26 protein-coding genes are annotated in these 26,881 nt (G+C 67.6%); 22 read left to right on the forward strand and 4 right to left on the reverse strand.

Annotated elements, in window-relative coordinates; translation table 11 throughout:
• Window positions 1-41 precede the first annotated feature (41 nt).
• The 7 genes from ACO073_RS15985 to ACO073_RS16015 all read left to right on the forward strand — a co-directional run bounded on the left by ACO073_RS15985 (window position 42) and on the right by ACO073_RS16015 (window position 5,746).
• Complete coding sequence (locus ACO073_RS15985) at window positions 42-1,301, forward strand: ABC transporter substrate-binding protein (RefSeq protein WP_421998606.1); 1,260 nt, start codon at window positions 42-44, stop codon at window positions 1,299-1,301.
• Between the two features lie 34 nt (window positions 1,302-1,335).
• Window positions 1,336-2,202: a branched-chain amino acid ABC transporter permease gene (locus ACO073_RS15990; RefSeq protein ID WP_421998608.1), complete on the forward strand. Its 867-nt coding sequence runs from the start codon at window positions 1,336-1,338 to the stop codon at window positions 2,200-2,202.
• Between the two features lie 3 nt (window positions 2,203-2,205).
• On the forward strand, window positions 2,206-3,198 hold the full coding sequence (locus ACO073_RS15995) for a branched-chain amino acid ABC transporter permease (protein WP_421998610.1): 993 nt from the start codon (window positions 2,206-2,208) through the stop codon (window positions 3,196-3,198).
• 5 nt (window positions 3,199-3,203) lie between these two features.
• Window positions 3,204-3,638, forward strand: coding sequence for a DUF3830 family protein (locus tag ACO073_RS16000; protein WP_421998612.1), 435 nt, complete (start codon window positions 3,204-3,206; stop codon window positions 3,636-3,638).
• A gap of 2 nt (window positions 3,639-3,640) precedes the next feature.
• On the forward strand, window positions 3,641-4,372 hold the full coding sequence (locus tag ACO073_RS16005) for an ABC transporter ATP-binding protein (protein WP_421998614.1): 732 nt from the start codon (window positions 3,641-3,643) through the stop codon (window positions 4,370-4,372).
• Window positions 4,365-5,114, forward strand: coding sequence for an ABC transporter ATP-binding protein (locus tag ACO073_RS16010; protein ID WP_421998616.1), 750 nt, complete (start codon window positions 4,365-4,367; stop codon window positions 5,112-5,114). Before ACO073_RS16005 ends, ACO073_RS16010 begins: the two co-directional genes overlap by 8 nt.
• 92 nt (window positions 5,115-5,206) lie before the next feature.
• Window positions 5,207-5,746: a helix-turn-helix domain-containing protein gene (locus tag ACO073_RS16015; RefSeq protein WP_421998617.1), complete on the forward strand. Its 540-nt coding sequence runs from the start codon at window positions 5,207-5,209 to the stop codon at window positions 5,744-5,746.
• Window positions 5,747-5,770: 24 nt separating this feature from the next.
• Here the strand turns inward: ACO073_RS16015 and ACO073_RS16020 are convergent, their stop codons facing one another.
• A complete protein-coding gene (locus ACO073_RS16020) occupies window positions 5,771-6,667 on the reverse strand; it encodes a LysR family transcriptional regulator (protein ID WP_421998619.1) in 897 nt (298 codons plus the stop codon).
• Between the two features lie 157 nt (window positions 6,668-6,824).
• Between ACO073_RS16020 and cnbZ the strand changes: the two genes are divergently transcribed.
• On the forward strand, window positions 6,825-7,586 hold the full coding sequence (gene cnbZ / locus ACO073_RS16025) for a 2-amino-5-chloromuconate deaminase CnbZ (protein WP_421998621.1): 762 nt from the start codon (window positions 6,825-6,827) through the stop codon (window positions 7,584-7,586).
• A gap of 10 nt (window positions 7,587-7,596) precedes the next feature.
• Complete coding sequence (locus ACO073_RS16030) at window positions 7,597-8,721, forward strand: RidA family protein (protein WP_421998622.1); 1,125 nt, start codon at window positions 7,597-7,599, stop codon at window positions 8,719-8,721.
• A gap of 33 nt (window positions 8,722-8,754) precedes the next feature.
• On the opposite strand, the gene ACO073_RS16035 is transcribed toward ACO073_RS16030, so the two are convergent.
• Window positions 8,755-9,357: an anthranilate synthase component II gene (locus ACO073_RS16035; RefSeq protein WP_421998623.1), complete on the reverse strand. Its 603-nt coding sequence runs from the start codon at window positions 9,355-9,357 to the stop codon at window positions 8,755-8,757.
• A gap of 65 nt (window positions 9,358-9,422) precedes the next feature.
• Between ACO073_RS16035 and ACO073_RS16040 the strand changes: the two genes are divergently transcribed.
• The 10 genes from ACO073_RS16040 (at window position 9,423) to ACO073_RS16085 (ending at window position 20,944) form a co-directional block, all read left to right on the forward strand.
• On the forward strand, window positions 9,423-10,307 hold the full coding sequence (locus tag ACO073_RS16040) for an EamA family transporter (protein WP_421998625.1): 885 nt from the start codon (window positions 9,423-9,425) through the stop codon (window positions 10,305-10,307).
• Between the two features lie 117 nt (window positions 10,308-10,424).
• Window positions 10,425-13,076 (forward strand): bifunctional acetate--CoA ligase family protein/GNAT family N-acetyltransferase, encoded by a 2,652-nt coding sequence (locus ACO073_RS16045; protein ID WP_421998626.1) that lies wholly within the window; start codon window positions 10,425-10,427, stop codon window positions 13,074-13,076.
• Between the two features lie 170 nt (window positions 13,077-13,246).
• Window positions 13,247-14,308, forward strand: a complete 1,062-nt coding sequence (locus tag ACO073_RS16050; RefSeq protein WP_421998628.1) for a divergent polysaccharide deacetylase family protein — start codon at window positions 13,247-13,249, stop codon at window positions 14,306-14,308.
• A 52-nt stretch (window positions 14,309-14,360) separates the two neighbouring features.
• A complete protein-coding gene (locus tag ACO073_RS16055) occupies window positions 14,361-15,956 on the forward strand; it encodes a gamma-glutamyltransferase family protein (protein WP_422002159.1) in 1,596 nt (531 codons plus the stop codon).
• 12 nt (window positions 15,957-15,968) lie between these two features.
• A complete protein-coding gene (locus ACO073_RS16060; protein ID WP_421998630.1) occupies window positions 15,969-16,466 on the forward strand; it encodes a Panacea domain-containing protein in 498 nt (165 codons plus the stop codon).
• Window positions 16,467-16,563: 97 nt separating this feature from the next.
• Window positions 16,564-17,319 carry a hypothetical protein gene (locus tag ACO073_RS16065; RefSeq protein ID WP_421998631.1) on the forward strand — a complete coding sequence of 252 codons (756 nt, stop codon included), beginning with the start codon at window positions 16,564-16,566 and terminating at the stop codon, window positions 17,317-17,319.
• Between the two features lie 144 nt (window positions 17,320-17,463).
• A complete protein-coding gene (locus ACO073_RS16070) occupies window positions 17,464-17,853 on the forward strand; it encodes an endonuclease domain-containing protein (RefSeq protein ID WP_421998632.1) in 390 nt (129 codons plus the stop codon).
• Between the two features lie 90 nt (window positions 17,854-17,943).
• Window positions 17,944-18,996: a TRAP transporter substrate-binding protein gene (locus ACO073_RS16075; protein ID WP_421998634.1), complete on the forward strand. Its 1,053-nt coding sequence runs from the start codon at window positions 17,944-17,946 to the stop codon at window positions 18,994-18,996.
• A gap of 46 nt (window positions 18,997-19,042) precedes the next feature.
• Window positions 19,043-19,654 carry a TRAP transporter small permease subunit gene (locus ACO073_RS16080; protein ID WP_421998635.1) on the forward strand — a complete coding sequence of 204 codons (612 nt, stop codon included), beginning with the start codon at window positions 19,043-19,045 and terminating at the stop codon, window positions 19,652-19,654.
• Between the two features lie 3 nt (window positions 19,655-19,657).
• A complete protein-coding gene (locus tag ACO073_RS16085) occupies window positions 19,658-20,944 on the forward strand; it encodes a TRAP transporter large permease (RefSeq protein WP_421998637.1) in 1,287 nt (428 codons plus the stop codon).
• Window positions 20,945-20,968: 24 nt separating this feature from the next.
• Here the strand turns inward: ACO073_RS16085 and ACO073_RS16090 are convergent, their stop codons facing one another.
• On the reverse strand, window positions 20,969-21,850 hold the full coding sequence (locus ACO073_RS16090; protein ID WP_421998638.1) for an aldolase/citrate lyase family protein: 882 nt from the start codon (window positions 21,848-21,850) through the stop codon (window positions 20,969-20,971).
• A 163-nt stretch (window positions 21,851-22,013) separates the two neighbouring features.
• Between ACO073_RS16090 and ACO073_RS16095 the strand changes: the two genes are divergently transcribed.
• Window positions 22,014-22,700, forward strand: a complete 687-nt coding sequence (locus ACO073_RS16095; protein ID WP_421998639.1) for a glutathione S-transferase family protein — start codon at window positions 22,014-22,016, stop codon at window positions 22,698-22,700.
• 315 nt (window positions 22,701-23,015) lie between these two features.
• Here ACO073_RS16095 and ACO073_RS16100 read toward each other — a convergent pair whose 3' ends face one another.
• On the reverse strand, window positions 23,016-24,161 hold the full coding sequence (locus ACO073_RS16100; RefSeq protein ID WP_421998640.1) for a metallophosphoesterase: 1,146 nt from the start codon (window positions 24,159-24,161) through the stop codon (window positions 23,016-23,018).
• Between the two features lie 126 nt (window positions 24,162-24,287).
• On the opposite strand from ACO073_RS16100, the gene ACO073_RS16105 reads away from it, so the two are divergent.
• Together ACO073_RS16105 and ACO073_RS16110 are read left to right on the forward strand one after the other, a co-directional pair.
• Window positions 24,288-25,499 carry an acyl-CoA dehydrogenase family protein gene (locus tag ACO073_RS16105; protein ID WP_421998641.1) on the forward strand — a complete coding sequence of 404 codons (1,212 nt, stop codon included), beginning with the start codon at window positions 24,288-24,290 and terminating at the stop codon, window positions 25,497-25,499.
• A 94-nt stretch (window positions 25,500-25,593) separates the two neighbouring features.
• Complete coding sequence (locus ACO073_RS16110) at window positions 25,594-26,808, forward strand: acyl-CoA dehydrogenase family protein (protein WP_421998643.1); 1,215 nt, start codon at window positions 25,594-25,596, stop codon at window positions 26,806-26,808.
• Window positions 26,809-26,881 lie beyond the last annotated feature (73 nt).

Consider the following 26,881-nt stretch of genomic DNA (forward strand, 5'->3'; position numbering starts at 1 on the left):
ACTTGCCGTCAGCAACCCAAGCCAAGAGGAAGGGTGTAGTCATGTCGTTCACTCGTCGTCGGTTCTCCCTGGTCGCAGGGTCCGCCCTGGCACTCGCTGCCAAGCCTTCGTTTGCCGCCGAACCGGTCAAGGTCGGCGCGCTCTACCCGCTGTCTGGACAGGTCGCCAAGTCCGGAGAGGATACGTTGAACGGCATCCGCCTGGCGGTGGACATCGTCAACAAGAAGTATCCGGCGCTGAAGATGCCGCTGGCGGCCGACGAAGGGTTGCCCAGCCTTGGGGGCGCCCCGATCGAGCTGATCGCCGCGGATCATCAGGGATCGCCGGAGACCGGCGCGGCTGAGGCTGAGCGGCTCATCGTGCAGAGCAAGGTGGTGGCGCTGGTCGGTGCCTTCCACAGTTCGGTCGCGGCCACGTCGAGCCAGGTAGCCGAACGCATGGGCGTTCCCTACATCTCGGGCGAATCCGAGGCGACGCCGCTCACCGAGCGCGGCTACAAGTGGTTCTTCCGCACGACGCCGAGTTCGAAGACGCAGGCCAAGGACTTCTTCACCTTCCTGCGCGACATCAACAAGACGCACAACAACTCGGTCAAGACGATTGCCGTCGTGCACGAGAACACGTTGTGGGGCCAGGAGTTCGCCAAGTCGGTCGATGGCTACTTCAAGGAGTACCCCGAGTTCACGAAGTCGCTGTTCATCGGCTACCAGCAGGGAACTGCCGACGTGACCAGCGAGGTCCAGAAGCTTATCGCGGCGAAGCCGGACGTCGTCTTCCATGCGTCGTACGACGCCGAGGCCATCCTGTTCGCCCGAACCTACAAGCAGTACGGGTTCAACCCACAGGGCGTCATGGCGATCGGGGCCTCTTTCGGATCCAACGCCTTTCGCGACGCGCTGGGACCCGACGCAAACTACTTCTTCGTGCGCGAGCATTGGTCGCGCGACCTAGCGGCGCGAAATCCGCTGGTCGGCGAGGTCGCCAAGATGTACCGGGAACGATTCGGCAAGGACATGGACGGCACGCCGGCGCGCGCCTTCACGGCCATGATGGTGCTGGCCGACGCGATCAATCGCGCCAAGTCGCGCGAGCCGGAGAAGATCCGCGAGGCGCTCGCCGCGACCGACATCAAGGGCGACGCTCTGATCATGCCCTGGGAAGGCGTGAAGTTCGACAAGACGGGACAGAATGTCCTCACTCGCGGCATCTTCGTCCAGACCCTCGAGGGAACGCCCAGGATGGTCTGGCCGGCGGACTTTGCCACCGCCAAGCTGGTGTGGCCGCGTCCGGCCTGGCGCTGAGCGCGGGCGGGCGGGGCGAGAGGCGGAGGCAGCCGTGTCGGAGCAACTGATCCTGCAGCTCATCGTGAGCGGGCTCGGCACGGGCTTCATCTTCGCCCTGATCGCCATCGGGCTGACGCTGATCTACGGCGTGATGGACGTCGTGAACTTCGCCCATGGCGAGTTCATCATGCTCGGCATGTACGCCACCTATCTGGCGTACGTGACCTGGGGCGTCGATCCTCTGCTCAGCCTGCCCTTCGTCGCCGCCCTGATGTTCTGCTTCGGCCTTGTCGTCTACTACCTGCTCATCCGCAGGGTGCTGACCGGCAGCATGCAGTCGCAGATCTTCGCCACGTTCGGACTGATGGTGTTTCTGCAGGCCGGCGCGCAGTTCGTCATGGGCGCCGACTACTTCGCGGTCCGCAACAGCTGGCTGTCGGGCGTCGCGCGGATCGGCGGGATCGTCCTGCCGGTGCCGCAGCTCGCAGCCGTCGTCGGCTCGTCGCTGGCAACCGGGCTTCTCTACCTTCTGGTCTTTCGCACCTCGGTGGGCCGCCAGCTTCGGGCAGCGGCACAGGATCCTCAGGCGGCCTCGACGCTCGGCATCAACGTGTCGCTGATGTATGCCCTGGCCTGGGGGATCGGCGCGGCCTGCGTGGGCGTCGCGGCGTCGCTCCTGTCGAATTTCTACTACATCTTCCCGCGCGTCGGAGCCGTGTTCGTGCTGCTGGCCTATGTCGCCGTGGCGCTGGGTGGCTTCGGGTCGATCCACGGCGCCCTCATCGCCGGCGTGGTGATCGGGCTCCTTCAGGTGCTGATCGGCTTCTTCGTCAGTTCCGAGCTGAAGTACGTGCCGGTGTACCTGCTCTATATCGCCGTCGTCCTGGTGCGGCCACGCGGGCTGTTCGGGCGGAGTTGACGGATGAACCGCTCTCTCCTCGTCGCCCTGCTGCTGGTTCTGGCAGGCCTGGCCGCGCTCCTGCTGCTGCCGCTCGCGATCGCCCACCGGCCGTTCGAGCTCCGGATGGCGACGCTCATCTTTCTGTTCGCCACCATGGGGCAGGCGTGGAACGTGCTCGGCGGCTACGGCGGTCAGATCTCGATCGGCCACGGCCTCTACTTCGGGCTGGGCGCCTATACCTCTGCCGTCCTGTCGGTGAAGTTCGGGGTCAATCCGTGGCTCGGACTGCCGCTCGCCGTTGCCGTGCCCACGGTCTGCGCCGTCGTGGTCGGGGTTCCGTGCTTCCGGCTGCGCGGCCACTATTTCGTCATAGCGACCCTCGTGGTGGCCGAATCGGTCTTCCAGCTGTTCACGGTTTGGGAGTGGGTCGGTGGCGCGACCGGCATCGAGATCCCGGTGAAGCCGGAGGGCTGGCTGAACATGCAGTTCCACCGGGACAAGACGCCCTACTATTACCTCGCCCTCGGGCTGCTCGTGCTGGTGACGGCCGGTGTGTGGTGGCTGAGCCGCTCGCGTCTCGGCTTCCTGCTGCGCGCGGTGCGGGACGACGAAGCCGCCGTGAAGAGCCTCGGCTTCTCGCCTGGAACCTACAAGTCGATCGCCATGGCGATCAGCGCGGCCATCATGGGAGCGGCCGGCCTGGTGCACGTCCAGTATGTGCTGTTCATCGACCCGTTCAGCGTGCTGGGCCTGCACATCTCTGTGCTGGTCGCCCTGTTCGCGATTCTCGGCGGCTCGGGCACGCTGTTCGGCCCGCTCCTGGGCGCGGCGGTGCTGGTCCCGCTCTCCGAATACTCGCGCATCACCTTCTCGGGCAGCGGTCGCAACGTCGATCTGCTGATCTACGGTTTCCTGATCATGGTGATTGCCGCCTATCAGCCCGACGGACTCGTCGGGTGGATCCGCCGGCTCGCCGGCTCCGCGCGCCGATCGCGCGCTCCCACACAAGGATGACAGGCATGAAGTTCGAAATCGGCTTCCAGCGCGGCGGCGCCCTCACCATGACCACCCTGGCAGAAGCGCCAAAGACGGCGGCCGCGCTCCGGTCGGAGGTCCCAGTCGCCACGTCGGTGCTGCAGGCCCGCTGGTCGGGCCGCGAATTCGCCTTGCCGGTGGCCTTCAAGGACAAGCCGCCGCGCGAGAACCAGAGCATCCGGGCCAACATCGGCGACGTCATCTACTTCCAGGAGTGGAGCGACGGCTACGACCGTACCGGCTTCGAGAACATCGGCATCTTCTACGGCCCCGAGATCGTGCGCGAATGGCGCGGCGACGCGCCGGTCAACGTGTTCGGACGGATCGACCCGGCGCAATATGACCTGCTGCGGCAGATTGGCGATCGGGTGTGGCGCCAGGGAAGCGAGAGCGTCACGGTCCGGCTGATCGAGGACTGAGGATGGCGGGGGACCTGTCCGTCCGCGCCGTGTCGCGGGCGTTCGGCGGCCTGCAGGCGGTCAGGTCCGTCTCGTTCGACGTCGCACCCGGCGAGATCCTGGGGATCATCGGCCCCAACGGTGCCGGCAAGTCGACGCTGTTCAACATGATCGCCGGCGAGGTGAAGCCCGATTCCGGCTCGGTCTCCTTCGAGGGGCAGGTCATCACCGGCCGGGCCGTCGAGGCGATCGCGCGCCGCGGCCTGGTCAAGACGTTCCAGACCTCGCGTCCGTTCGGCAGCCTGACGTTCCTCGAAAACGTCATGGTGGCGGCGCTGTCTCACGCGCCCAGCATGGCGGCGGCGCGCGCGGCGGCGCGGGAGCAGCTCGAACGGGTGGGGCTGGGGCACCGGGCGGACGTCCCCTCGGCCTGGGCGAGCACAGGCCAGCGCAAGCGTCTCGACATTGCGCGGGCGCTGGCCACGCGCCCGCGCCTGCTGCTGCTCGACGAGCCGTTCGGCGGCGTCGACCTGCCGTCCGTCGACTCGCTGATCGCGCTGCTGCAGGCCTTGCGCAGCACGGGCATCACGCTGGTCGTGATCGAGCACAATCTCGACGCCGTCCAACGCCTGGTCGACCGGCTGATCGCCCTGCATCTCGGCGAGATCGTCACCATGGGAACGCCTGCGCAGGTGACAAGCGACGAGCGCGTGATCCGGGCCTATCTCGGGGCGAGCGAGGCGACGCATGCTTGAGGTGAGGGGCCTCGACGCCGGCTACGGCAGCCACCAGGTCCTGTGGAACGTCTCCATGCAAGTCGGTGACGGCGAGGTCGTGGCGCTGCTCGGGCCGAACGGCTCCGGCAAGAGCACCCTCATGAACGCGATCTCCCGCCTGGTCGACCGCTTGGCGGGAACAATCGTATTCGACGGTGTGGCCCTGCATGCACTGCCACCCCACCGGCTGCCGCGGACCGGCCTGTCGCACGTGCTGGAGCGCCACCGGCTGTTCCCCCAGATGACCGTGCTGGAGAACCTGCAGCTCGGCGCCGGCCCCGGCGCCCCGCGCGACAAGGTGGCCCGCGGCCTCGACAAGGCCTACGCGCTGTTTCCCCGGTTGCGCGAGCGGACGCGCCAGGTCGCCGGTTCGATGTCGGGCGGCGAGCAACAGATGTGCTCCATCGCCCGCGGCCTGATGAGCGAGCCGCGCCTGCTGCTGGTCGATGAGCCCTTCATCGGCCTCTCGCCGCACATGCGCGAGGAGGTCGCCGCCGCGATCCGGCGCATCAACGGCGAAGGCGTGGCGATCCTGATCATCGAGCAGAACGTGGCGGTGTCGCTGGCCATGAGCCATCGCGCCTATATCCTGCGCGAGGGGCGGGTGGTACTGGAGGGACCTTCTTCTGCCCTTGCGGCGGGCGATGCCGTGCAGCAGGCCTTCCTGGGCCGCCTGCCGGCCTCGGGAGGCGACAGAGAAGCAGGCGATCGGGTCGGGTGAGAGAAGGACGCGTGGCAGAGCCAGTCAGCAGGAAGAAGTCGGCGGGCCGGAAGCCCCTGGAACCGGCCGAAGTCGGGGCAGGAAGCCTCGGGATGATCATCCGCAAGGCGCGGCTGGGCAAAAGCATGGTCCTCCAGGAGCTCGCGACCCGGTCGGACCTGTCGATCAGCTTCCTGAGCCAGGTCGAGCGAAACCTGCTGACGCCGTCGATCAGCGCCCTGAAGCGCATCGCCGATGTCCTCGACATCCCTGCCGGATCGCTGATGTTCGGGGCCGAGAGCCGCAAGGGCGGAATCGGGATCGGGCTCGTCCGGCGCGGCAACCGCAAGCGGGTGGTCTTTCCCGATTCGCAGATCGCCTACGAGATGCTGACGCCGGACCTGCGCCGGCGCATGTCGGTGCTCTGGCTGAAGGCGCCGCCCCATGGCGAGAGCGGGCCTGTCTTCTCGCACGATGGCGAGGACGCGGTGATCGTGCTCAAGGGCCGTCTCAAGATCGAGATCGGCGGGGTCTGGTACGAGCTTGCCAGCGGCGACAGCCTGTACTTCAGCAGCGAGCTGCCGCATCGCTGGCGCAACGAGTCGGCCAAGCCGGCCGAGGTCATCTGGATATCGACGCCGCCATCGTTCTGACCGCGGGCCGGCCCGCGGCCTGCCTCAGCGATGGACGGGCAGCGTGGCCTCGAGATGGCGCAGGAAGCCCTGCGCGGCTGCAGGCAGGGTGCGGTTCTTCAGGACACAGACATCGATCGTGGCCTGCTGCAGGTCGCGGTCGGTCATCGGTACCGCGACGACCTGGCCGGCCTCCAGCTCGCGCTTGACGCTGAGCTGGGGCAGGAACGTGATGCCGCAGCCGGAACGGGCGAACCCTCGCAGCGCCTCGATGGAGTTGGTCTCGAGGGTCGGTCGCATCGTGAGCTGCGCGGTGCGGCAGCGCGTGTCGAGAAGGGCGCGGATGCCGAAATGCCTGCGCGGGATGGCGATCGGGTAGGCCAGCGTGTCGACCAGAGCCAGCTTGCGCTGGCGGGCCAGCGGGAAATCGGCCGCCATGATCGCGAACAGCGGGTCGCGCAGCCGGAGCGTGCGGTGCACGTCGGGATCCGGACTGGAGGTAAAGGCGACACCGATGTCGACGTCGCCGTTGCGCACCGCCTCGATCACCGATTCCGTCCCGGTAATGTCGAGGCTGATGCTCACCCCGCCGAATCGCTTGCGGAAGGTCGCCACCGCGTGGGTGAGGCCATTGGCGACGACGCCTTCCACCGAGCAGACCCGGACGTGGCCGCGCCGCAACCCCTTGAGGTCGTCGATCTCGGAGTAGATCCGCTCCTGGTCGAGCAGCGCTTCACGGGCGTAGCGGGCGTAGAGCTCGCCCGCCGAGGTCGGGACGACGCCGCGGGCATGCCGCTCGAACAGGGGCACGCCGAGCTCGATCTCGAGATTGCGCATCTGCCGGCTGATCGCCGACGGCGCGACGTGAAGGCGGTCGGCCGCTTCGCGAATCGAGCCGGTGCGCACGACCTCGTTGAAGTAGCGCAGGGAAACAAGCGACATGGCTGTACCGTTTGTGTACTGATTTCTCGAACGCTATGTTTCAAATTACATTCTTGCAACAACACATGGGGCGCGGCATGTGTGCCCGGTCGACGCGGCACGGGCGGCTCGCGCCCCCGCGTTCGGCCAGATTGATGGCGGGAGAGGTCCGATCGCGATGGCCCAGGTGCTGCAGTTGGAAGACGGCGGATACGACTTCATCAAGGGCGTGTTCCAGTACTCCGGCGGTGTGGCGGCCCGGCCGGGCCTCGAGATCGAGCGCGCGCGTTTCGCGCGGCCGCTGCCGCTCGCCGAGGGATTCGCCGCGGTCGAGGCGCACCTGAAGTCCGTCGGCCGACCCGTCTCCGCCTTCTGTGCCTGCGAGCTGCGCTCGCCGGCACCTTTCACAGAGGACGGCTTCGCGGCCTTCAATCGCGTCTATGCCGGCACGCTCGATCGGTGGGGTGTCCTGCGCGAGGGCGTCAACCCCGTGGCGCGGACCAATGTCTGCCCGGAGCTGGACAAGCCTCCGGTCCCGAGCTTCTACGCGTTCTCCTACACTGTCCCAGCCGCCGCCGGCACGCCGCGCACCTTCGTCGCCTCCGGCAGTGGCGAGGCGCCGGAAGCCAAGGGGACCTACCGGGACAACGCCATCAGGCTGGGTGACACCAGCAGAGACGGGCTGCGCGAGAAGGCCCGCTGGGTGCTGGGGGAGATGGAGCGGCGCATGGCGGCATTGGGCTTTGCCTGGGCGGACGCCACAGGGGCGCATCTCTACACGGTCCACGATGTCCATCCGTTCCTGGCGGAAGAGCTGGCGGCGCGCGGCGCGATGAAGGCCGGGCTGAGCTGGCATTTTGCGCGCCCTCCCGTGGAGGTCCTCGACTACGAGATGGACGTGCGCGGGGTGCTGCGCGAGCGCGTGCTGCCAGTCGGCTGAGGCGCCTGACATGACCAAGCGCGTGATCCATACCGACCGGCTGATGCGGCCGATCGCCCATTTCTCGCACGCCGTCCGGATCGGCAACCTCATCCATGTCGGCGCGACGGCCGGGACGGATGCCCAGCGCCGCCTTGCCGGCGACGCGGCGGGCCTGGTCGATGTGGCGGCGCAGACCCGCCGGATGTTCGACAATGTCGGGGTCGTCCTCGAACTGCTCGGCGCCCGGATCGAGGACACGGTCCGCATCAAGACCTACATCACCGACCTGCGGGACGAGGGCCGCTATCGCGAAATCTACGCGGAGCGGATGGGCGGGTTCGCGCCCAACCATGTCGTGGTGGGGTCGCACGGCTTTCCCTTGCCGCAGGCGGCGATCGAACTCGACCTCGTCGCCATGGTCGACACGCCGATCGCGCGGCTTCCGTCCGGCGACGCGATCGCCGGCGAGCGCTTCTACGGCGCCGCCAGCGCGCCCTTCGACGACGACGCGGCAGCCGCCGCTGCGGCCGCCCTGTCCGACCTCAAGGCGCGGGCCGCATCGTCCGGCTTCGCGCCGACGGACATCATTTATATCCACGCCAGCCTGGCCGATGTCCGCGACACCGCGGCATTCGTACAGGCGTTCGAGGCGGCCTTTCCCGACGAGCCTCCCGCCTGCGCCGTGGTCGTGGCGCCCTTGCCGGGACGCTCGGGAATCCAGATCGAGGCGGTCGCCGCCCGCGGCGGCGGTCAGCGCCTCGCGGCCCCAGGCGGCGTGGGAACGACCGCGCTCGGCGCCCCGGCGGTGCTGGCCGGCGACGACCTCTATATCGGAGGACAGCTTGGGACCGGGGCGCAACAGGGCGTCACGGCCGGCACCGAGTCGCAGACGAGGGCGGCGTGGGATCGGGTCCGCGCACTCCTCGATGCCGCGGGCTTCGAGCGCGACACCATCCTGCGCACCAACAATGTGCTGGTCGACTGGCGCGACTATGCCGCCTTCAATGCCGGCTACGGCGCGAATGTCAGCGAGCCCTATCCGCCGAGAGCTACGGTGCTGGGCGGACTGGCGCGGCGCGATGCCCGCGTGCAGGTCGAGGCCATCGCCCACCGGCAGGGCGGTACCGCCACCATCGTGCAGGTACCAGGATAGGGCGCGGGCCCGCGGCCCGCAGGGCAAGCCGGTCTAGGCGGCCTTCTTGCCCTGCTGGGCGGGATGGTCGCCGGCGATTCTGAGGAAGTTCTCCAGGATCTTGTGGCCGTGCTCCGAGGCGATGCTCTCGGGGTGGAACTGCACGCCGTGGATCGGCAGCGTGCGGTGGCGCAGACCCATGATGATGTCGCCGGTCTCGGCCGTCACCTCGAGCTCCTTCGGGAAGCCGGCGCGATCGACGATCAGCGAGTGGTAGCGCGTCGCCTGGAACGGCGAGGGGACATCCTCGAACACGCTCTGGCCCTTGTGCCCGACGCCCGACAGCTTGCCATGCATGGGAGTCGGCGCCCGCACGACCTTGCCGCCGAACACCTGGCCGATCGCCTGGTGGCCGAGGCAGACGCCGAACAGCGGCACCTGGGCCTTGGCCGAGGCCGCGATGAGATCCATGCAGATGCCTGCCTCGTTGGGCGTGCACGGGCCGGGCGACAGCACGATGCCCGCCGGCTTGCGGGCCAGCGCCTCGTCGACGGTGATCTGGTCGTTGCGATGGACCTCGCAGCGCGCGCCGAGATCGCCCAGGAAGTGGACGAGGTTGTAGGTGAAGCTGTCGTAGTTATCGATGAGCAGGAGCATGCCGCGATCTTAGCGGGCCCCCGGGCTTTGGGGTAGTATTACGGAAATAAGTCAGAAAGCCCCTCTTGGTCGTTCAGCCCCTGATCATCGGCCTGCTGCTCCTCGCGGGCCTGATGCACGCGTCGTGGAACGCGATCCTGAAGTCGGATTCGTCGGACCGCCTCGCCACCTTCGGCGTCATCATGACCACGGGGACGGTGATGGGGCTCTGCGCCGTGCCGTTCCTGCCGCCGATCGAGCCTCAGGCCTGGACGTTCCTCGCCGCATCGGTGGCGATCCACGTCCTCTACTACGTGTTCCTCCTGAAGGCCTATTCGTACGGCGACCTCAGCCACACCTATCCGATCGCGCGCGGGCTCGGGCCGCTCCTGGTGGCGCTGGTGTCCGGCCGCTTCATCGGCGAGCACCTGCGCGGCCAGGACATCGTCGGCGTGCTCCTGCTGAGCGGCGGCCTGGTCGCCCTTGCCCTGCCGCTCAAGGCCGTGGTTCCGCGGCAAGGCGGCCGGTACGGTCTTGCCACGCTGTTTGCCGTGCTGACCGGCGTCACCATCGCGGGCTACATCATCGCCGACGGGCTGGGCGTGCGCGCCGCCGGCCCCGACTTCGCCCATCGCCTGTCGTACATCGCCTGGCTGTGCGTGGTCGAAGGGCCGTGGCTGCTCGTGGTCGCCGTCGCGCTGCGGCCGCAGCGTGTGTGGAGCCACCTGCGCCGCACCTGGTGGCGCGGCGTGATCGGCGGCGTGATCGCCAACGTCGGCTACGGCATCGCCATCTACGCGCTGGTGCTGGGGCCGATGGCCCATGTCGCGGCCCTGCGCGAGACCTCGGTTCTGTTCGGCGTCCTGATCGGGACCCTGCTGCTCGGCGAGCCGTTCGGCCGCCGCCGCCTGATCGCCGCCGTCGTGATCGTCACCGGACTGATGCTGATGAACGGACCGACGCTGGGCTGAGGCGGCACGAGGACAACGGGCAGGGGCAATCGGTCGGCTTGTCCACCTGCCGTTTCGCTGCCATGGCTGGCCCTTCGACGAAAGACCGGAGCGATGTCGACCCGCAACCTTGACAGGATGATGACACCCCGATCGGTCGCCGTGATCGGGGCCAGCGACCGGCCGGGCTCGCTCGGCGAGGCGGTGACCCGCAACATCCTGGCCGGCGGCTTCAAGGGCGACGTCCATCTCGTCAACGTGCGCGGAGGACGAATCGGCGACCGCCCGGTGCGGACGAGCATCGCCGAGCTCGACGAGGCGCCCGACCTCGCCGTCGTCATGACGCCTCCGGCCAGCGTTCCCGGCCTCGTGCACGAGATTGGTGCGCGTGGCACCAGGGTCGCCGTGATCATCACGGCAGGCCCCGGCAACGGCGACGGCGGAGAGGCCAATGCGGCCTGGCGGTCGCGCATCCTGGCGGCGGCCCAGCCGCATCTGCTGCGCGTGGTCGGCCCGAACTGCATCGGCTACGCGGTGCCGCGGCTCGGCCTCAATGCGAGCTTCGGACCCTCTAGCCTGCGTCCCGGCCGCATCGCCGCGGTCGCGCAGTCCGGCGCAGTGCTGGCGGGGCTCGCCGACTGGGGGAGCGCGCAGAACATCGGCTTTTCGCACCTGATTTCCATGGGCGACATGGCCGATGTCGATTTCGGCGACGTGCTCGACATGCTGGCCCGCGACAACGCCACCCGCGCCATCCTGATGTACGTCGAAGGCGTCACGCAGGCCCGGAAGTTCATGTCGGCGGCGCGCGGCGCGGCGCGCGTCAAGCCGGTGATCGTGCTGAAGGCCGGCCGCCATGCCGCGGCGGCCCGGGCGGCGGCCTCGCACACCGGCGCCATGGCGGGCTCGGCCGCGGTCTACGACGCGGCCTTCGCGCGCGCCGGCCTGGTGCGCGTCACGGGGCTCGGCGAGCTGTTCGACGCCGCCGAGACGCTGGGCCACGGCGTCGCTCCCCGCAACGAGCACCTGGCGATCCTCACCAACGGCGGCGGCATCGGCATCATCTCGACCGACCTGCTGCTCGACGAGGGCGGCGAGCTGGCCACCCTCCATGAGGACACGCTGGCCCGGCTCAACGGCGTGATGCCGCGCGCCTGGTCGCACGGCAACCCCGTCGATATCGTGGGCGATGCCGACGGCCCCCGCTATGCCGCCGCCCTCGACGCCCTGGCCGAGGATCGCGGCGTCGGCGCGGTGCTTGCCATGAACGTGCCGACGTCGCTCACCTCGTCGGCCGATGCGGCCCGCGCCATCGTCACGGCAGCGGGTGCCAAGCGCGTGCCGGTGATCGGCTGCTGGATCGGCGGGCCGGAGGCACAGGCCGGGCGGCAGGTGCTGCACGAGGCCGGCATCCCGGCCTACGACACGCCGCTGCGCGCGGTCCGCGGCTTCATGCACATCGTCGAGTACCGGCGCGGCCAGCGCGCGCTGCAGCGCACGCCACCGTCCGTGCCGCAGACGCGATCCGACACGGTGCTGGTCCGCGAGATTGCGGCGGCGGCCCTGGCCGAGAACCGCAGCATCCTGACCGAACCCGAGGCCAAGCGCGTGCTGGCGGCCTACGGCATTCCGGTCGTGCCGACCGAGGTCGTGCGCGACGCGGGTGAAGCCGTAGCGGCCGCGGCGCGCATCGGCTTTCCGGTGGTGGTCAAGATCCTGTCGCGCGACATCACGCACAAGAGCGACGTCGGCGGCGTCGCGCTCGACCTCGCCTCCCCGCAGGCGGTCCAGGACGCCGTGCGCGACATGGGAGCCAAGGCGCTGGCGCTCGCGGGCACGGTCCGCATCGACGGGTTCGTGGTCCAGCCCATGATCCGGCGGCAGGATGCCGTCGAGCTGATCCTGGGAGCGGCTGAGGATCCGGTGTTCGGCCCCATCCTGATGGTCGGCCAGGGCGGCGTGGCCGCCGAGGTCGTCGACGACCGGGCGCTGGCGCTGCCGCCGCTCGATCCGGTGCTGGCGGAAGATGCGCTCAGCCGCACGCGGGTCGACCGGCTGCTGCGCGGCTATCGCGGCCGTCCGCCGGCCGCGCGCGGTGCGGTGGGCGAGGTCATGATCCGGCTGAGCCAGCTCATCGCCGACGTCGACGAGGTCGCCGAGCTCGACGTCAATCCGCTGCTGGTCGACGCCAGCGGCGTGATCGCCCTCGATGCGCGCATCGTCGTGCGTCGGCCGGCCGGGCAGGAGAGGGCGGCGCGCTTCGCGATCCGCCCCTATCCGGTCGAGCTGGAGAGCAGCACGGTCGACCGCGACGGCCGCACGCTCGCCATCCGCCCGATCCGGCCCGACGACGAACCGCTGATCCACGCCTTCACGCGACGGCTCACGCAGGAGGACATGCGCCTGCGATTCTTCGGGCCACTGCGCGAGCTCACGCACGAGATGGCGGCGCGCCTCACGCAGATCGACTACGACCGCGAGATGGCCTTCCTTCTGCTCGACGGGGAGGAGCTGCTCGGGGTCGGCCGGCTGGCCGCGGACCCGGGCTTCGAGCAGGCGGAGTTCGCGCTGGCGGTCGCCTCGGCCGAGCAGGGCCACGGCTACGGCACGCTGCTGCTGGAGCATGTCCTGCAGTACGCGCGGACGCGCGGCATCCGCCGTGTCGTCGGCCACATCCTGCGCGAGAACCACAGGATGCTCGATCTCACCAAGCGGCTGGGCTTCGTCCGTGAAGGCGGCCGCGCCGGCGAACCGGACATCCGGGTCGCGAAGATCACGGCCGAGTCCTGAATTTCGTTTGTCCGCCGACCGAAACTCAGGCAAAAGAAAGGCGACGGTCCAATAGGTTAGGGCTTGTTGCTCATATGCCGTCGAGGAAGAACAGAAGCAGGAAGTCGAACAGAAGGAGTCCGAAGGGCGCTCCTCGCTGGCGTCTGTGCCTGCCGGCCTGGCTCGATGCCGTGCTGGCGCGCATCCAGGCGCGGCGCGGCTACGCCATCGTCGCCGCTCTCGTCGTCATGTTCTTCGGCAGCCTGGTGGGCGGCTACTGGGTGGCGCAGCGCATCGACACGCGCCACGGCGACACGCTGGCGCGCGAGACTCTCGAGGAGATGAAGCGCCGCGGCGCGACTGCGGCCGCGACGGCGCCGGCCGCTCCGCCGCCGGCGCGATACGCTCGCATCGAGGATCTGCCCGGCCTGCCGAAATACACCGAGGTCGAGCCCGGAGGTCCGCGGCCCACGATCGAGGAGAAGCCGCGCGTTCGTCCGCAGCCGCAGCTCGCTGCCGCCTCGGCGACGGCCGAGACCTGGCGTCGCAACGCGGTGCCGTTCCGCGATCTAGGCACACGGCCGCTGATCGCCGTGGTGATCGACGATGTCGGCATCGACCGGCCCCGGTCGCGGCGCGCCTGGGAGCTGCCGGGGCCGCTCACCATGTCCTTCCTGCCTTACGCGAAGGACCTGCGCGAGCAGGCGCGTGCGGCGCGCGCCCAGGGGCACGAGTTGATGCTCCACCTGCCGATGGAGCCGAACGGCCGCAACGATCCCGGCCCCGGGGCGCTCCTGGTGTCGATGACCGACGCGGAAATCCGCCAGCGCGCCGCGGCCGCGCTCGAAAGCTTCGAGGGCTTCGCCGGCGTCAACAACCACATGGGCAGCCGCTTCACCGCCTTCAAACCGGGCATGGAGACCGTGCTGCGCCAGATCAAGGCGCGTGGGCTGATGTTCCTCGATTCCCGTACCACGGCGCAGTCGGTGGGCGACCAGACCGCCCACGAGATGGGCGTGCCCTCGATCGTGCGTCACGTCTTCCTCGACGACGACGAGGCCCTGCCGGCCGTGCGCCGCAAGCTTGCCGAGGCCGAGGTGCTGGCGCGCCGCCAGGGCTTCGTGGTCGTGATCGGCCATCCCCACGAGGCGACGCTGCAGGCGCTGGGCGAATGGCTGCCGACGGTGAAGGACAAGGGGATGGCTCTGGCGCCGGCCACTGCCGTCTTGCGCAAGCGCAACGGGTGGGATTGATATCGTCCCCTGACAGTGGGGAGGATGCATCGTGCGTTACGCCAGGAAGGCGATGATCGTGGCACCGCAGCCGGAGCCGGCGGAGGCCGGCGCCGACGTGCTGCGCGAGGGCGGCAATGCCGTCGATGCAGGCATCGCCTGCGCGCTGGTCCAGGGCGTGGTCGACCCGCTGATGTGCGGCATCGCCGGTTTCGGCTCCTGCGGCATCTACATGCCGGGCAAGAAGTTCCACGGCTACATCGACGCCCACGCGCCGGCGCCGCTCGCGGCGCGGCCGGACATGTGGGCCAACCTGATCGAGAGCGAGGCCCGGGACGGCTACGGCTTCGTGCTGCGCGGCCGTGTCAACGACATCGGCTACCAGTCGATCTGCGCGCCGGCCAATCTGCGCATGTACCACGAGGCGCATCGCGAGCACGGGCGGCTGCCCTGGTCGCGCATCGTCGAGCCCGCGATCGCCTGGGCCGAGGGCGGCTGGACGGTGCGGCCGCACGTCCATTTCTGGTGGTCGGCCGAGGGCGATTTCGGCCGGGCGCCCAACCACGAGCGCACCGGCTTCACCGACGCGGCGCGCGACCTCTACTGCCGCGCGGACGGCACGCCCAAGCGGGTCGGCGATCGCGTCGTGAACCGCGACTACGCCCAGACGCTGCGAACCATCGCGCAGGGCGGTGCCGACGTCTTCTATACGGGCGAGATCGGACGGGCGATCGCCGAGGACATGCGCCGGAACGACGCGCTGCTGTCGAGCGACGACCTCGAAGCGTGGCGGCCGGTGCGCAATCCGCCGCTGTGGGGCGACTATCGCGGCTATGGCGTCTCGACCAACCAGCCGCCGGGCGGCGGCGTCATGCTGCTCGAGATGCTGAACATCCTGGAGAACTTCGATCTCGCCGGGATGGAGCACAACTCGGCGGAATATCTGCGCATCGTCAGCGAGGCGATGAAGCGGGCGACCATCGACAAGGATGCCCATGTCGGCGATCCGAAGTTCGTCGACGTCCCGGTCGAGCGGCTGATCTCCAAGTCCTACGCCAAGACGATGGCCGGCGAGATCATGCGCGGCGTGAAGGCCGAGGTTCCGCGCTTCAATTCGGGCGGCGTGTCGAAGGACACGACCCACATCTCGGTGCTCGATGCCGACGGCAACTGCTTCACCATGACCCATTCGCTCGGCATGCCGTCGGGCGTGGTCACGCCAGGCCTTGGCTTCATGTACAATGGCTGCATGGGCGTGTTCGACCCGCGGCCGGGCCGAGCCGGCTCGATCGCCCCGGGCAAGGCGCGCTTCAGCTCGGTCGTGCCCTCGATCATCTTCAAGGGCGACAGGCCGCACATGATCATCGGCGCGCCGGGCGCCACCCAGATCGCGATGGGGGTCCTGCACGTGGTCCTGAACGCACTCGACTTCGACATGACCATGGTCGAGGCAGTGAGCGCGCCGCGCTTCTCGGCGACGTCGGACACGATCGACATCTCCAACCGCATCCAGTTCCGCGTCGAGCGCGAGCTGCAGGCGCTGGGCTATCCGGTGGCGCGCAGCCCCTACACGTTCGGCTTCGCCGCCGTGCATGGGATCCGCATCCACGAGGACGGGCTCGATGGCGGTGCCGATCCCGGCCACGATGGTGTGGTAATTGCCGTGTAGCGGTTAGACGCGATGTTGCACGATGCCCGCGCCTTAGCGAATTTGGTCCTCGACTACGCGGACTCAAGAGGAATCTCAGTCACACCATTGAAATTGCAGAAGTTGCTCTACTTCATGCACGGGCATTCTTGGCGCCTTCGAGGCGTCGGCCTTGTTTTCAATTCCTTTGAAGCATGGGATCACGGCCCCGTCGTTAAGGTTGTCTACGATGAGTTTAAGGCACTTGGCGATGCTGAAATTGAATGCCGCGCCCAGTGGTTCAACTTCTCCGGCGGAGGTCGAGAGTTAGCACGTGTCAAGCTCGCGGCCGACGAAATGCGCTGCCTTTCCGAGACAGTTGAAATGTACGGCCGGGTTGATGCGTACACACTCTCCAGACTAAGCCACGAGCCTTGCAGCCCATGGGATCTCGTCCGAAGGACTCCTAACAAGTTTCCTAAGAGGATAATTCCAGATCACATGATAGCTCGATGTTTTGTCGAGGGTTTTCCAGGAGTTCGCCGCCAATAATGTTCTAGATATCCACAGCAAGTCGTGATTTGTTCTGATTGGGGAAGAAGGATGGGAAGGAAGTCATAAGGGGCCGCCTGCAGAGGTGGTTTGGGTCATGAAGACTTGCAATTTTTGGACTGGCTTATCGATTGCCCATGATGATGTAGATGTTACGCGGGCACGGGCGCGCACATTCCTCAGCGCCCATGGCGGCCGCTTCAACTACCTGTGGCTTTTTCAGAATCAGCGAGTGGGCATCGAAACCGATGTCAGCTTGAAGGTGATTCGCGCCGCCGCGTTTAGACAACGCAAGGCCGAGGGCCGAGAGCCGAACTGGAACCGAATTCAAGCCTTGCGGCGACTATACGAATCTCGCAAGTCGAAGTGCAGTGAGCCGTACATTCCAAACGTGCAGATCGCTGGGGGCTTTATCCAGTTTCAGCCACTTGTTGTTCGTCACGATCTCGATAGCGATTTCTACTATCTTGTAATGACGCAGGCCCGTCGGACAAGCGTCGACTTAAAGAGCGTACTTCCGATGGCGATCTATTGTGCTCGGACACTTCTATTGACGGACGCGCGCGAGCAACTACTTCCGAAGACTGATGAAGAGTTGATAAAGATAGAAGTGCCAGATCTTGGAAGCGACAACCCAAAGGACCTTCGATTTCTACGTGATGCGCACATCTATTCTGAGGACGACGTTTTGCTGATGGACTCGGCTCTTGCGCGACAGCGGCTGAGGAACTTCGAAGAGGTCTGGCCACAAGAAGTCGAGCGCCATTTGGAACAGGAGGCTGAACACCGCCGCAAGCAACGTAGGCGCAATGATCCATGGCCACCTGGTAGTTTGTTTGATCCGAATAGGTAGATGCGCCGCCGTGCATGGGATCCGCATCCACGAGGACGGGCTCGATGGCGGTGCCGATCCCGGCCACGATGGTGTGGTAATTGCCACATAATCCCTGACCCCTCCGGCTCTAGCTTCCCCCGCGTCTGGCAACGGGAGGCGGTCATGCCGGTCGGAGACGCGGGGGAAGTTGCATCGGTCACGGGGGAGAGCCCGCGCAAGCGCTGGCGTACCCTGCAGAACCGCATCGAGCGGGCGCGCGGCCTGCGCCGCGCCGGCAACAACGTCGAGCAGGCGATCTGGGAGCTCCTGTGCACCCAGCCGCTGGTTGGCGTGCGGTTCCAGCGTCAGGTCCCCATCGGACCCTACCTCGCGCCCTTTGCCTGCATGGCCCGCAAGCTCGTCATCGAGATCGACAGCATCGACGGCGATCGCCCGCGGCACCTGCTGATGGAGCAGCTCGGCTGGCGGGTCGTCCGGCTGGCCTCCGACGACGTCCTCCACGATCCGCGGCGGGCCTGGGCTGCCGTCGACGAGCTGCTGCACGGGCGCTGACCGAAACCGTCCCGGAGGCTGGCCAATACCGTCGCGGATGGGCTAACGTCGACTCAACGACAACAAAGACAGTCCATCAGGGAGGAAAACATGCGTCGTTTGATGGCGGCAGCCGTGGCTGCCGCGACCGTATTTGCGTACGCGGGCGCCAACGCCCAGGCCGTCGATCAGAAGAAATTCAACGTCGTCGGAACGTGGAACTTTCTCACCAACTGGAAGGAACTCGAGGTTCCGTTCTGGGAGAAGGAGCTGCCGGCCGCCTCGGGCGACAAGCTCTCGGGCAACATCAAGTCGATCACCGAGCTCAATCTGAAGGGCACCGAGGTCCTGCGCCTGCTGAAGAGCGGCGTCTTCGACTTCGCGGCGGCCCTTCCGATCTACGTCGACGACGGCGCGGCGATCGTGGAGGCGTCCGACATCGCGGGCGTCGCCCGTACCTTCAAGATGAGCCGCGAGATCATCGACGCCTGGATGCCCGAGATGCAGAAGGTGATGCGCGAGCGTCACGGCGCCATGATCCTCGGCACCTTCACCTGGCCCGAGCAGAACTTCTACTGCAAGGGCGACATCAAGAGCGTCGAGGACCTCAAGGGCAAGAAGGTCCGCGTGCAGGGCGCATCGCAGGCCGACCTCGTCAAGGGCTTCGGCGGCTCGGCGGTCACCATCCCGTTCGGCGAGGTGGTGCCGGCCCTGGAGAAGGGCGTCGTCGACTGCGGCATCACCGGAACCATGCCGGCCTACAAGGCCAAGTGGCACGAGGTCACCGACACGCTGTTCCGTCTCCCGGTGGGCTTCACGGCCTCGATCTGGGTCGTGAACCTGAAGGCCTGGGAGAAGCTCTCGCCGGCGACCCAGGACCTCGTGAAGAAGGAAATGGCCAAGCTCACCGAAAAGTCGTGGAAGGCCGTCGCGGCGGAGAGCGACGAGGGCGCTGCCTGCACCACCGGCACCGGCAAGTGCACGGCCGGACCGCCGGGCAAGCTCAAGCTGGTCACGCCGTCGGAGTCCGACACCAAGGCCCGCGACAAGGTCCTGAACGAGGTCGTGCTGCCGGCCTGGGCGGAGCGCTGCGGCGCCGACTGCGCCAAGAAGTGGACCGACACGATCGGTTCGAAGTACGGCCTCGCGGCCAAGGCCAAGTAGCGGCGATCGGAGGAGGCCCGTCGCGCCGCGACGGGCCGACCCGCCCATGGACAGCGTCTGGAACCTGACGACGCGCGTGTCGCGCGTCTTCGCCTGCCTGGGCGGCATCCTGCTGCTCGTGGCCGCCGTCACGGTCTCGATCGAGGTCGTCTCGCGCAAGCTCTTCACCGTCGTCTACTCGGGGTCCGACGAGATGGCGGCCTATCTGTTCGCGGTCGGCACGACCTGGTCGCTGGCCTGGGTACTGGTGACGCGCGGGCACGTTCGGATCGATGCGCTCTATCGCTACCTGCCGCTTCGCCTGCGCGGCTGGCTCGACGTCCTGGCGCTCCTCATGCTGGGCATCCTGGCCGCCGCCATGCTCGATCGCGGCTTCGACCTGACCCATGCCAACTTCATCGAGTGGAACCGCTCGAACACGCCGTTGCGCACGCCGCTGTCGCTGCCGCAGATGCCCTGGCTGTTCGGCCTCGGCCTGTTCGCCTTCTCGATCCTGGTCGCGCTGGTGCGGACCGTGCTCGCGCTGCTGCGCGGCGACTACCGGGTCGCCAGCGCCACCGCGGGCGTGACGTCGCAGGACGAGGAGATCGAGGCCGAGCTCGCGAGTCTCGGCATTGCGCGGTCCGACGGCCGCGCCGACCGCGAGCGGGGGATCTAGTCGATGCTGGTCAACGCACTCGTCCTGCTGGTCGTCATGCTCGCCATCAGCGTTCCGATCGCCGCCACCATGGGCGTGCTCGGGCTGGCGCTGAACCAGTTCTATTCGGTGATGCCGCTCTACCTCGCCATGGGCGAGATCCTGTGGAACTCGAGCGCCGAGTACATCCTGATCGCCATTCCGCTCTTCATCATGCTGGGCGAGATCCTGCTGCGCTCCGGCATCGCCGAGCGGGTCTACAACGCCATCGCCCAGTGGCTGTCGTGGCTTCCGGGCGGGTTGATGCACGCCAACATCGGCACCTGCGCGATGTTCGCGGCGACGTCGGGCTCGAGCGTGGCGACGGCCGCGACGGTGGGGGTGGTGGCCCTGCCGCAGATCAGCAAGCGCGGCTACGACGAGCGCCTGTTCCTTGGCACCCTGGCCGCCGGCGGCACGCTCGGCATCCTGATCCCGCCGTCGATCAACTTCATCCTGTACGGGCTGCTGACCAACACATCGGTTCCCCGGCTCTACCTTGCCGGCATGGTGCCGGGCGTGCTGCTGGCAGGCCTGTTCATGGCCTATGTCCTGGTCTCCTGCCTGGTCCGGCGGGAGCGGGGCGGCACGCCGATCGAGACGTCCTGGCGCCGCCGGCTCGAGACCCTGCGCGACCTCGTGGCGCCCCTGATGATCTTCCTGGTGGTCGTCGGCTCGATCTACGCCGGCTGGGCCACCCCGACGGAGGCGGCGTCGCTCGGCGTGCTGGCGGCGCTGGCGCTGGCCGGCGTCCAGGGCGCGCTCTCCCTGTCGATGATGCGGGCGGTCCTCGAGGGCACCATGCGGACCACGGCGATGATCATGCTGATCATCATCGCCGCGCAGTTCCTGAACTTCGTGCTGGCCTCGATCGGGTTCACCGACGGCATGGGGCGGCTGATCGAGGGGCTGGGGCTCGGCAAGTACGGGACGATGCTGCTGATCATCGTCTTCTATCTGGTGCTGGGCTGCTTCATGGAGACGATCTCCATGATGATCCTGACGACGCCCTTCATCTTCCCGATCGTCACCGGCCTGGGCTGGGACCCCATCTGGTGGGGGATCGTGCTGACCGTCCTGATCGAGGCGGCGCTCATCACGCCGCCGGTCGGGCTGAACCTCTACGTCGTGCAGGGACTGCGCGAACGGGGGACGATAGGGGACGTGATCCGCGGCGCCTGGCCCTTCGTCGCGGCGATGATGCTCCTGCTCTTCGCCGTCATGCTCTGGCCTGACATCGTGCTGGCCCTGCCGCGGCTGGTGATGGGCTGAGCCTCCGAAGGTCCGGTCCGCCGCTCAGACCGGCAGGACCCGCTTCTGGTGGGCGCGTCCGATCCGGGCAACCTCCGGGTCGTGACCGGCGATCACCCGGACCCCCTCGTCGAGGCGCTCCGTGATCGTGTCGGGCGTTGCGCCTTCCAGGAAGGCGATCTTGTTCCATTTGCAGGCCGCCAGGACGCGGGCGCGGGCCCGCTCCATCTCGGGCGGATAGGGGCGGCGCTGGAGCGAGGTGTAACCGAGGGACAGGCCGAGATCGCCCGGTCCCAGTTCGGCGAACCCCAATCCAGGCACTGCCAGGATTTCCTCGCAATGCTCGACGCCCGGCGGACTCTCGATCTTGACACCGAGCAGAAGCTCGCCCTCCGGATTGAGTGGCCAGGGCTCGCAGCGGGCGAAATAGGCCTGTTGATCGATGCCCCAGACGGGTGTGGCGGTCGGCTCCGAGCCGCGGCCCCGACTGCCGATGCCGATTGCCTCGACGCCCTGCTTGTGATGCGGGAAGCGGCAGGCGCGGACGAACTCGCGGACGGCGTCGGCCGATTCCGCTTGGCAGAGGAGGATGCCGTGGACTCCGCGGCCGAGAATCTGCCGGAACTGCCAGGCGTTGTAGGCGACCGACGGTCCGTCGATGCCGTTGACGGGCGCCTCGACGATGACGGTCGGGGTGCGATGGCCCGATGAGGTGGGCCCGCCATCCACCAGGCCGCGCATGTAATCGGCCAGGCCGGTCATGTCGAAGGCGCCGTGTTCCATGCCGACATTGATGTAGTCGGCCCACGTCCGGGCATCGTTCCGGCCCTGCTCGTAGGTGAGCACGTGCCCGGTATGCGGGCCGTCGTAGTAGATGGCCTGGTCGGCCTCCAGAAGCTCGATCGCGCGATTGATGCGAGTGACCATCCCGGAGTCTCCTTCTGTCCGATCAACCTTAGCCGGGAAGGGGGCTTGCTGGCGATGCCGACCATGCAGGGAGGACACATCTCGTGCCCGGCCGGCGACCCCTGACAGGAACGGCCGTCGTCGCTAGGTTGCGCCCGAACTTCGGAAACCGAGAGGCCGACCCATGCTCAAGTTCTACTACAATCTCGCGCCGAACCCGATGAAGGTGGCGCTCTGCCTGGAGGAGATGGGGCTCAAGTACGAGCTCGTGCCGGTCGACACCCGCAAGGGCGAGCAGCATCAGCCCGAGTATCTCGCCGTCAATCCCAACGCCAAGGTGCCGGCGATCGTCGACGACGGCGTCACCGTCTTCGACAGCAACGCCATCCTGCTCTACCTCGCCGAGAAGACGGGCAAGTTCCTGCCGGGCACCTCACTCGCCGCGCGCGGCGAGATGCTGTCCTGGATGATGTTCGTCGCCTCCGGCATCGGCCCCTATTCGGGCCAGTCGGTGCACTTCCGCAATTTCGCGCCCGAGCCCAAGGACTATGCCGTCAACCGCTACACGTTCGAGGCCGACCGTCACTGGAGCATCCTGGACGCGCGGCTGGGCAAGGGCCGCTACATGTGCGGCGAGACCTACACGGTCGTTGACATGGCGGTGTGGGGCTGGTCCCGGCTGATCCCGTTCGTCCTCGGGCAGGAGGCGCCGAGCCGCTTCCCCAACGTCCAGCGCCACCTCGCCGAGATCAGCGCCCGCCCGGCCGCGGTGAAGGCGCTGGCGCTCAAGGACAAGCACGCCTTCAAGGCCGACATGGACGATGCCGCGCGCGTCGCGATGTTCCCCCATCTCGCCAAGAAGGTGGCCTGAGGGCCGCGGCCCGGCCCGGCCTGGCAGTGGCGCCGCGCCTCAGCGCGCGGCGCCGCAGTAGCAGGACGCGAACGCCGGCCCCGACAGGTGTCCCATCGCGCAGGCGTAGGCGGGCAGCACCGCGCCGGCGAGCTCGCCGCGTCCCACGGTGTAGAGCTTGCGGTACGTGTCCTGTTGCCCGCGATCGCCGGCCAGGGACTTCCAGAGCGTCGCGACACTGGCCGCCGAGTAGGTCGGCAGGCGGTACGCCGACGTGAACGTGTACTCCAGCCGCCAGTCGCTCGTGGCGGCGGCCGTCCCGGGCGTGGCGAACGACTAGGTCGAGAAGTCGATCGGCGCACCGGAGCGTCGGTCGTAGGAGAAGACCTGGAAGGCCCGGTTCTGGCCGAAGATGGGGCTGAGCGCCGGCGAGAGCTTGTCGAGAGCGACAGCGGCGCCGTGCTCGCCGGTCATCACGCGATAGTCGTCGAAATGCGTATGGCCCGAGAAGCTCGCCTGAACCACGTCGCCATACGTCCGGATCAAGTCCGGAAAGGCCGTGGCATAGGGTTCGCGCAGGAAGGGCACGACTTTTTCGCCGCACGTCGCGGCCCGCTTGACGACTGTCGAGAAGGCATCGATCCCCCAGGGGATGTGATGCACCATCCAGATGCGACGCCCGGCGGCGCGCTGGCGGGCGAGCAGGTCGCGCAGCCAGTCCAGCATGGCCGTCCCGGCCGCGTCGCGTCCGCCCGACCCGCAGGCGTCCTCGTAGTGCGTCGACCAGAGCACGTCGTTCAGCACGACGATCAGGAGACCAGGCACGGTCGGATGGCCGACCGCGTAGTATCCGCCGGCCGACCAGGTCGCGTCGAAATCGGGTGCAACGCGCGCGGCGCCGGCGAGGCGGCGCACGAGGTCCTTCGTCGCGGCGAGATAGCCACCATGCGGGTCCAGCCGGTAGTCACCGCAGCCGGCATCGACATTGCCGAGCGCCACGATCGCCGGCTTTCCCGCCAGGGTGCCGGCAAGCGACTCGGCGACGAACAGGGCGGTCCTGGCCGCCATGCGGTGGGCGGCCGGCGACATTGGCGCGACGCCCAGCGACGTCGCCGCCTTCGCGTTGAACTCGTGGGCGATCAGGTCGCCGGGGGTCAGGGCGAAATCCGCGGATGCCATGGCCCGGGCAAAGGCGCCGAGGGCGGAGGCGAAGAGGGGAAAGTTGGTGTCCTCGCCGGTGCGGGACGTGGGCCCGTCCTGGCCGGGCGCAAGCGTCGACCGCCAGGCGGACGGTTCGGTCTCGGCCAGGGTCGCGGCGAGGCGAGGGTCGGCGAAGGGATTGAAATGGATGTCGCTCAGGACGGCGAAGCGTCCGCTCTCCTCGGCGCGGGCCGTCGCGGGCGTCGCGGACGGGCCGAGCCCGGCGAAGATCGCCGCCCAGAGGATCGTCGAAGCGAGGAATGAGCGCGCCCGTCGCCGCATGCTGTCCGTTTCTGCCGTTGCCTTGCGCGGCGGATACTACCCGGAGGCCAGGGACGTGCACCCCGCCTTGTGCTTTGCGCCGGTGAACCCGGCGCGGTACTTTCGCGCCCCTGAGAGGAGTCCCCGATGGACCTGACGTTCGGCAAGGAAGAACTGGCCTTCCAGCAGGAAGTACGCGACTGGCTGAAGGAGAACCTGACGCCCGAGATCAAGGGTGAGCTCAAGGTCGCCCGCAACGCCTACCTGCCGAAGGAGCGCCTGATCGACTGGCAGAAGCGCCTGGCCAGCAAGGGCTGGCTGTGCACGGGCTGGCCCAAGGAGTTCGGCGGACCGGGCTTCACGACGACGCAGAAGTACATCTTCGAGATGGAAATGGCGCGGGCCGGTGCTCCCGGGACCTCGCCGTTCGGCCCCAAGATGTGCGCTCCGGTGATCATGAAGTACGGCTCGGCCGAGCAGAAGGCGCGCCACCTGCCGCCGATGCTGAATTCCGACCTGATCTGGTGCCAGGGCTATTCCGAGCCGGGCTCGGGGTCGGATCTCGCCTCCCTGCGCACCAAGGCCGTGCGCGAAGGCGACTTCTACGTCGTGAACGGCCAGAAGACCTGGACCACGCTGGCGCAGACCGCCGACTGGATCTTCTGCCTGGTGCGGACCTCGAACGAGGGCAAGCCGCAGGAGGGCATCTCCTTCCTGCTGATCGACATGAAGACGTCCGGCATCTCGGTCGAGCCGATCATCACCGCGGACGGCAACCGCGCCGGCACCCAGGAGGTGAACTCCGTCTTCTTCACCGACGTCAAGGTGCCGGTCGAGAACCGCGTCGGCGAGGAGAACAAGGGCTGGACCTATGCCAAGTACCTGCTCGAGTTCGAGCGCGGCGGCAACCCCTACAGCCCGCGCCTGCGCGCGGCCTTCGAGCGGCTGAAGTCGCTCTCGCAGGCGATGCCCGAGGGTGAGGACTCGATCATGGCCGACGTGGCCTGGCGCGAGAAGCTTGCCCGAATGGACATCGAGATCTCCGGCCTCGAGATGTTCGAGCAGGAGTTCTACTCGCGGCTGGCCTCCGGCCAGAATCCCGGCCCGCTGTCGTCGATGATCAAGCTGCGCGGCACCGAGGTCATGCAGCAGGTGCAGGAATCCGCCGTCGAGGCGGCGGGCTACTATTCCCAGCCTTTCCCCGAGCAGCGCGCCTGGAACGCCAATGTCGAGCCGATCGGCCCGGAAGGCGTCGACGTGCTGGCCCCGCGCTACTTCAACGGCCGCAAGATGACGATCTACGGCGGCTCGTCGGAAGTGCAGCGCGGCATCATGTCGAAGGTGATGCTGGGGCTTTAGTTTTTGTCGTCCTGAGCGTAGCGAAGGACCTCATCGCGGCTTGCAACCGGCATGAGATCCTTCGCTGCGCTCAGGATGACAATGGAGCGAAAAAATGGACCTCGCCTTCAACGCCGACGAACTCGCCTTTCAGAAGGAAGTACGCGACTGGATCGCCGCCAACATGCCGCCCGAGGTGGCGGAGGAGAGCCGGCGCAGCCGGTCCAGCCACGTGTCCAAGGAGCGCCTGCTGCAGTGGCAGAAGAAGCTGGCCGGACGCGGGTGGCTCTGCCCGAATTGGCCCAAGGAATACGGCGGGCCGGGCTGGACCTCGACCCAGAAGTTCATCTTCGAGATGGAGATGGCGCGGGCGGATTCGCCCTACCTGTCGTCCTTCAGCATCAAGATGGTGGCGCCGGTCCTGATGAAGTACGGCAGCGAAGCGCAGAAGAAGCGCTTCCTGCCGAAGATCGCCGCCGCCGAGGAACTGTGGTGCCAGGGCTATTCCGAGCCGGGCTCGGGATCGGATCTCGCCAGCCTTCGGACCAAGGCGGAGCGGCAGGGCGACCACTACCTCGTCAACGGCCAGAAGATCTGGACCACCAACGCCCATTTCGCCGACTGGATCTTCTGCCTCGTGCGGACCTCGAACGAGGGCAAGCGGCAGGAGGGCATCTCCTTCCTGCTGATCGACATGAAGACGCCCGGCATCCGCATCGACCCGATCTACCTGGTCGACGGCACCCGCACGCCGATGCGCCATGAGGTGAACCAGGTCTTCTTCACCGACGTCAAGGTGCCGGTCGAGAACCTGGTCGGCGAGGAGAACAAGGGCTGGACCTACGCCAAGTACCTCCTCGAGTTCGAGCGCGGCGGCCAGGCCTTCGGACCGCGCCTGCGCAAGGCGTTCCGTCACCTGCAGACCCTGTCGAAGACGCAGGCGAGCGCGGGCGAGCCGCTGTCGGCCGATCCGCAGTGGCGCGAGAAGATGGCGGCGGTGGAGATGGAGATCGACGCCGTCGAGATGAACGAGCTGATGTTCTATTCGAGCCTCAAGACCGGCGACGCGCCGGGCAACATGGGCTCGGTCGTGAAGATGCGCGGCACCGAAGTCGGCCAGAAGGTGACGGAACTCGCGGTCGAGGCGGTCGGCTGGTACGGCGTACCCTTCACCGAACTGCGCAACTTCGACAGCAACGTCGTCCCGGTGGGCGGCGAGTATGTCGACGACGTGGCGCCGCGCTACTTCAACAACCGCAAGACCACGATCTACGGCGGCTCGTCCGAGGTCCAGCGCAACGTGCTGGCCAAGGCGATGCTCGGGCTGTAGCTGGCGGCCCATTTTGTAACCGGGAGTTGTACGACTCGGACGTTTTCTTCCTGTAGTTTCAGTCTGCCGACAA

This window comes from Reyranella sp. (assembly GCF_965229815.1).
Lineage (GTDB): Bacteria > Pseudomonadota > Alphaproteobacteria > Reyranellales > Reyranellaceae > Reyranella.